This window comes from Planktothrix sp., assembly GCF_046067725.1.
GTDB lineage: Bacteria > Cyanobacteriota > Cyanobacteriia > Cyanobacteriales > Microcoleaceae > Planktothrix.
Genome location: NZ_JBJUDF010000289.1, coordinates 1 through 7015, shown reverse-complemented (window position 1 = coordinate 7015; position 7015 = coordinate 1). Strand labels below are relative to the sequence as shown.

The window sequence follows — 7015 nt, the reverse complement described above, 5'->3', positions numbered from 1 at the left end:
TGAACGTTCCCACTGGGTTCCTGAATTAATGTTAAAATTAGCGCAGGGTTTAGTCAATTTACCGAATCAATCTTGGGCGAAAACACAACTGTTGAATTCTGTTGAATATTGGTTGAGAATCAGAAACCCTAGAAACCCGGTTTCTTTGAGAAACCGGGTTTCTGAAGAATCTCAGTTATGGGATGCTGTTAATTCTGTTGTAACCGCTCAGGATTTAGATTATATTGAAAATGTGAATAACTTGTTAGAAACATTGGGAGAAACCCACCGAGTTAATATTGTTGAAGCCTGTTATCAACGGGGACAAAACCATTGTCAACAGGGAGAATATTCTACCGCAATTGATGATTTTACCCAAGTGTTGTTACTAGAAACTAATTCCCCCGATGCGAATTATAATCGCGGATTAGCGTATAGTAAATTAGGGCAATATCAAGCGGCAATAGAAGATTATAACCAAAGCTTGCAATTAAATCCGAATTATGCTGAAGCTTACAATAATCGCGGTAATGCTTATTATAAATTAGGAGAATATGAAAAAGCGATCGCCGATTATAATTCCCGTCTCGCCCTCAATCCTAATTTACCCGGAGTTGCCCATAATCGAGATGTTTTTCAAGGGGTTTTGGATGAAAAACGCCGTCGAGAAAGAGAATTTGAGTTTGATGTAATTACTGTTAACGCCGAAGGAAAAGAAACCCACCGAGAACGCCGTCGGGCTGATTTTTTTAAAGAAGATTTAGGCAATAATATCAGCTTAGAAATGGTATCCATTCCTGGGGGAACTTTTATGATGGGTTCACCAGAAGATGACACTGAAAAACCCATACATCCCGTTAATATTGCTGCATTTTCTATGGCAAAATATCCCATTACTCAAGCTCAATGGCAAGCCATTATGGGGAATAATCCTTCTAGTTTTAAAGGTGCAAATCGACCCGTTGATAGTGTAACCTGGCACGAAGCACAAGAATTTTGTCAGCGACTTTCCCAAAAAACAGGCAAAACCTATCGTTTACCATCTGAGGCGGAATGGGAATACACTTGTCGTGCAGGAACAACAACACCTTTCCATTTTGGCAAAACCATTACACCCAATTTAGCCAACTATAACAATAATTGTGGGGAAACCACCGATGTTGGTAGTTTTCCCCCGAATGCCTTTGGTTTATACGATATGCACGGCAACGTTTGGGAATGGTGCGCTGACCCTTGGCATGAAAATTATAATGGCGCAGCTATTGATGGTAGCGTTTGGGAGTCGGACGGAAATACTCAATACCGGGTGTTACGCGGAGGTTCGTGGTACATCGATCCCTGGTATTGTCGCAGTGCCGTTCGTAGCAGAGGCGTGCCGGTCAGTCGGGACAGGTACTTCGGGTTTCGCGTTGTTTCCCTTCCTCCTGCGTGGACTCTGTAACCCTTTTACCGAGAAACCGGGTTTCTGTAATAACCTTTGCTGCATAACAGAAAGATAGCTGAAGAAACCCGGTTTCTGAGTCCCCCCAGAGGTATACTGTTGAGCAAAAAATTGTGTCAACCCGCAATAATTTTAATTAAAGAGAAAACCTACTCATGCGTCCCCATTGAAAGGTCAGGTTGAGTAGGTTAAAAAGCGTTATCGCTTAAAGTTTGACTTCAATATCTACCCCGGCGGGTAAATCTAATTTCATCAGAGCATCAATGGTTTTGGAAGATGGTTGATAAATATCAATAATGCGTCGATGGGTACGAGTCTCGAAGTGTTCCCGTGAATCTTTATCAACGTGGGGAGAACGCAATAAACAATAAATCCGGCGTTTTGTGGGTAAAGGAATCGGCCCAATTGCAGTGGCACTGGTACGATTAGCGGTATCTACAATTTTCTCGCAGGAGGTATCTAATAAACGGCGATCAAATGCTTTGAGACGAATCCGAATTTTTTGCTGTTGAATAGTAGCCATTTTCAGGTTGAGTTTTCTAGGTTCAGGATTATCAATCTAACTTAAAAGAGTTCTTTGTGATTGATAGAAGGTGCAGAAAAATGAGAAAACGGTTTGATTTTTCTGCAACCTTACCATCAATCCCAAGATTTTATTCTAGGGAATTACTTCAGAATCTTGGACACGACACCAGCACCAACGGTACGACCGCCTTCACGGATAGCGAAGCGCATCCCTTGTTCAATGGCAATCGGGTTAATCAGTTCCACTGTCATTTTAATCCGGTCTCCGGGCATAACCATTTCAGCATCTTTACCTTCATCAGAGGTAAATGTTTTAATGGTTCCGGTAACATCCGTTGTCCGTACATAGAACTGGGGACGATAACCGGGGAAGAAAGGAGTTTTACGACCGCCTTCTTCTGCTTTTAAAACATAAACTTCTGCTTCAAACTGAGTATGAGGAGTAATGGAACCGGGTTTAGCAATCACCATGCCCCGTTCAATATCGGTTTTTTGGATACCCCGTAACAGAAGTCCGGCGTTGTCTCCAGCCATCCCTTCCTCAAGGCTTTTCTTAAACATTTCAATCCCGGTCACGATGGTAGCACGGGTGGGTTTAATTCCGACCAATTCAACGTTATCGCCCACTTTGACTTTACCCCGTTCAATCCGGCCCGTTGCCACTGTACCCCGTCCGGTAATGGAGAAGACATCTTCAACCGCCATCAGGAAGGGTTTATCCACATCCCGTTCAGGAGTGGGGATATAGGCATCGACTTCTTCCATGAGTTTGTAGATTTTATCCACCCAAGGATTATCCCCTTTCGCCGTTTTGGCATTAGCAACCATGGCATCTAAGGCTTCTTTCGCAGATCCAGACACAATGGGGATATCATCACCTGGGAAGTCGTAGGAGCTTAACAGTTCCCGCACTTCCAGTTCCACCAGTTCTAACAGTTCAGCATCATCCACCATGTCTTCCTTGTTCAGGAACACAACGATATTGGGAACCCCAACCTGTTTGGCTAACAGGATGTGTTCACGGGTTTGGGGCATAGGGCCATCAGCCGCAGACACCACTAAAATTGCACCGTCCATCTGGGCGGCACCGGTAATCATGTTTTTCACATAGTCGGCGTGACCCGGACAGTCCACGTGAGCATAGTGACGACCTGTGGTTTCATACTCCACGTGAGCCGTATTGATGGTAATCCCCCGTGCTTTCTCTTCGGGCGCAGCATCAATTTCATCGTATTTTTTAGCTTGGGCTTGACCCAGGGCTGCTAGAGTCATCGTAATTGCAGCCGTTAACGTAGTTTTACCGTGGTCAACGTGGCCGATGGTACCGATGTTAACGTGGGGTTTTGTCCGTTCAAATTTTGCGCGTGCCATTTTCAGTTACAAATTGAAAGTTTTCAAGAAAAATCATTGAGAGTCATAGGCTTGTTTGAGGGATCAGGTTTGAGGGGTTAACGGTTAACCGTTGATCCCCACCCAAAACCTGACCTGTCTAAAACAGCCACATTGAGTTCGGCAATTTACTTGCCTTTGCTCTTGGCAACAATGGTTTCAGCGACGTTCCGAGGAACTTCCTCATAGTGACTGAATTCCATTGTAAAAATGCCTCGACCTTGGGTTTTAGAACGAATATCCGTTGCATAACCAAACATCTCGGCTAAGGGAACCTTAGCGGTTACTTTGGCAATACCTTGCTCTGTTCCTTGACCCTCGATTTGGCCTCGGCGAGAGTTGAGGTCTCCAATCACGTTACCGATGAAGTCTTCGGGTACTTCAACCTCAACTTTCATCATTGGTTCTAATAGCACGGGTGATGCTTTACTCACCGCTTCTTTGAGTGCCATAGATCCAGCGATTTTGAAGGCCATTTCTGAGGAGTCTACATCGTGATAAGACCCATCCACCAAAGTCGCTTTCACATCAATGAGGGGATAACCTGCAACCACCCCACTTTCACAAGCTTCTTTGATTCCTTGTTCGGCTGGGTTGATGTACTCTTTGGGTACAGACCCCCCAACAATTTTGGAAACAAATTCAAATCCGCTACCCGGTTCACCCGGTTCAAGATCAATGACAACATGGCCGTATTGACCTTTACCCCCACTTTGACGGATGAACTTGCCTTCGGCTCGGTTAACGGGTTTGCGGATGGTTTCCCGATAAGCCACTTGAGGAGCGCCGACATTCGCCTCGACTTTGAACTCCCGCAGCATCCGGTCTACCAGAATTTCTAAATGCAGTTCACCCATCCCCGCAATTACCGTTTGATTCGTCTCAGGATCAACGGAGACACGGAAGGTTGGATCTTCCTCTGACAAGGATTGGAGAGCCTTGGAGAGTTTTTCCATATCCTGTTTTGTCTTGGGTTCCACTGCCACCGAGATCACGGGTTCGGGAATAAACAGTGACTCCAGAATAATCGGTTTAGCATCATCGCATAAAGTATCCCCAGTCAGGGTATCTTTTAATCCAAGTGCCGCGCCTAAGTCCCCGGCTCGCAGTTCGTCCACTTCAATCCGATCATCGGCTTTGAGAACAATTAAGCGAGAAATCCGTTCTTTCTTATTCTTTGTGGAGTTTAAGACATAGCTGCCTTTTTGCAGAATCCCAGAATAGACCCGAACAAAAGTCAAACGACCGTAGGGATCAGCCATAATCTTAAAGGCTAATGCCGATAAGGGGGCTTCATCATCCGCATAACGAACATCGACTTCACCATCGGGTAAGGTTCCCTGAATCGGAGGAATTTCTGTGGGTGCGGGAAGATAATCAACCACCGCATCTAACAGATTTTGCACTCCTTTATTTTTGAAGGCAGAACCACACAGCATCGGAACAATTGTCCCAGCAATGGTACCCCGGCGTAACTGAGTCCGAATTTCGTCGTTTGTCAGTTCTTCCCCTTCCAGGTACTTCTCCATCAGATGATCATCGGTTTCTGCAACGGATTCTACCAGTTTCACCCGGTATTCATCGACGATATCTTGAACGGATTCAGGAATCTCATCCGTGACTTGAACATCCGTTCCTTTATCGTTGGTGTAGAGATAAGCTTTCATCTCTACCAAGTCCACTAATCCTTGGAAGTTGTCTTCACTGCCGATGGGAATTTGGATGGGAACTGCATTCGCTCTTAAGCGATCACGGATTTGGCCATAAACTTTGAAGAAATTCGCCCCGGTGCGATCCATTTTGTTCACGAACACAATCCGAGGGACTTTATAGCGCTCGGCTTGTCTCCAAACGGTTTCGGATTGCGGTTGAACACCGCCAACGGAACAAAAGACGGCAATCACACCGTCTAACACCCGCATGGAACGTTCGACTTCAATGGTGAAGTCCACGTGACCGGGAGTGTCAATGATATTGATCTTATGATCTTTCCAACTGGTACTAATCGCGGCGGCCGTGATCGTAATTCCACGCTCCCGCTCTTGAGCCATCCAGTCGGTTACTGCGGTTCCTTCATGGACTTCACCCATTTTATGAACCACCCCAGAGTAGAATAAAATACGCTCTGTTGTGGTTGTTTTGCCCGCATCGATATGGGCTGCAATACCAATATTCCGTACTCTCTCAAGCGGGACGGTACGTGCCACAGCTACCTCCTTTTTAAACCTTTATTAAGATTTTATACGTTTACGGATATCACTGCTATCCCAATTTTTAGTACCGATAATGAGCAAAGGCTTTGTTAGCTTCTGCCATCCGGTGGGTTTCTTCCCGTTTGCGAACTGCACTTCCGGTTTCGTTGGCTGCATCCATCAGTTCATTGGCTAATCGCACGGCCATGGAACGTCCGGTTCTGGCTCTGGCATACTGAATTAACCAACGTAGGGCTAATGCGGTTCCGCGTTCAGAGCGAACTTCCATGGGAACTTGATAGGTTGCACCGCCAACTCGTCGTGCTTTCACTTCTACGAGGGGGGTAGCATTACGAACGGCTTTTTCAAAGACCTCTAAAGGTTCTGAACCCGTTCTTTCTTCAATTGTTTTAAGCGCCTGATAAATGATTCGGTAAGCAATGGATTTTTTTCCATGTTTCATGATGCGACGAACCATCATGCTCACTAAGCGACTGTTATAAACCGGATCAGGGGGAATTGGACGCTTTTGTACAACTCTGCGACGAGACATATTGTATCTTCCTCAACACAATAGATGATTTAAGTAAGATTTCAAGGGCGATTAGTACAAGTCACTGATGGGGTGCTGCTCAGTTGGGTTTAACAGCACCTTGCTTTTTTCAACTTGACCATGACTCAAAGCTCTTATTTGGGACGTTTAGCACCATACTTCGAGCGTCCCTGACGACGATCTTTGACTCCCGCCGTGTCTAATGTTCCCCGAATAATGTGATATCGAACTCCAGGCAAATCTTTCACCCGACCGCCTCGAATCATTACTACGGAGTGTTCTTGCAAGTTGTGACCAATACCCGGAATATATGCTGTCACTTCATAGCCAGAGGTTAGCCGCACCCTTGCCACCTTACGCAGCGCGGAATTAGGTTTTTTAGGGGTGGTTGTATAAACCCGTGTGCAGACTCCCCGCCGTTGAGGGCAACTCTTGAGGGCGGGCGATTTTGTTTTCTTCTGAGTCTGTTCCCGTGCAGAACGAATTAGTTGCTGGATAGTGGGCATGAGTTACGACATACTGAATTAATTCGGCAATTTGAAGTTTTGAGGTATCTCCACTGAAATATCCCTCCCCCATCAGGGGACGGGACTTTCTTTACAAAAGAAAAGTAGGGTCAGTTGTTGACACCCAAAAGATCATAATAACCTATCCAGTCACTTTTGGCAAACTGGATTTTATCTATAGGAGGGAACAGGGAACCGGGTACAGGGAACAGGGAACAGGGAACAGGGAATGGGGAATGGGGAATGGGGAATAGGGAATGGGGAATGGGGAATGGGGAATGGGGAAAATATTGACACTCTCACCGTCAATCGCAAAGCGATGTGACGGGAGATTCTTTGTTCAACGAATCGACTTGCCCGAAAAGGATTGCTCCCGTCAAGGTAGAGGTCAATTCTCCCAAAGCGTTAATCGGTTCTAAACCGAAAGTTC

At 45.7% G+C, this 7015-nt stretch carries 6 protein-coding genes; 1 reads left to right on the top strand and 5 read right to left on the bottom strand.

Translation table 11 applies throughout. The features are described from left to right. The coding region (locus tag ACKPEB_RS17980; protein ID WP_408966339.1) for an SUMF1/EgtB/PvdO family nonheme iron enzyme at nucleotides 1-1420 on the top strand (1420 nt) is incomplete at its 5' end. Between the two features lie 205 nt (nucleotides 1421-1625). Here ACKPEB_RS17980 and rpsJ read toward each other — a convergent pair. From rpsJ to rpsL, 5 genes are all read right to left on the bottom strand, one after another. Then, nucleotides 1626-1934, bottom strand: a complete 309-nt coding sequence (rpsJ, locus tag ACKPEB_RS17975; RefSeq protein ID WP_309236047.1) for a 30S ribosomal protein S10 — start codon at nucleotides 1932-1934, stop codon at nucleotides 1626-1628. A gap of 152 nt (nucleotides 1935-2086) precedes the next feature. Continuing rightward, nucleotides 2087-3316 (bottom strand): elongation factor Tu, encoded by a 1230-nt coding sequence (gene tuf, locus ACKPEB_RS17970; protein WP_408966338.1) that lies wholly within the window; start codon nucleotides 3314-3316, stop codon nucleotides 2087-2089. 146 nt (nucleotides 3317-3462) lie between these two features. After that, nucleotides 3463-5541 carry an elongation factor G gene (gene fusA / locus ACKPEB_RS17965; RefSeq protein WP_408966337.1) on the bottom strand — a complete coding sequence of 693 codons (2079 nt, stop codon included), beginning with the start codon at nucleotides 5539-5541 and terminating at the stop codon, nucleotides 3463-3465. Nucleotides 5542-5608: 67 nt separating this feature from the next. Beyond that, nucleotides 5609-6079, bottom strand: a complete 471-nt coding sequence (gene rpsG, locus ACKPEB_RS17960) for a 30S ribosomal protein S7 (protein ID WP_408966336.1) — start codon at nucleotides 6077-6079, stop codon at nucleotides 5609-5611. 134 nt (nucleotides 6080-6213) lie between these two features. After that, nucleotides 6214-6585 (bottom strand): 30S ribosomal protein S12, encoded by a 372-nt coding sequence (gene rpsL / locus ACKPEB_RS17955; RefSeq protein ID WP_026786431.1) that lies wholly within the window; start codon nucleotides 6583-6585, stop codon nucleotides 6214-6216. Between the last annotated feature and the right edge of the window lie 430 nt (nucleotides 6586-7015).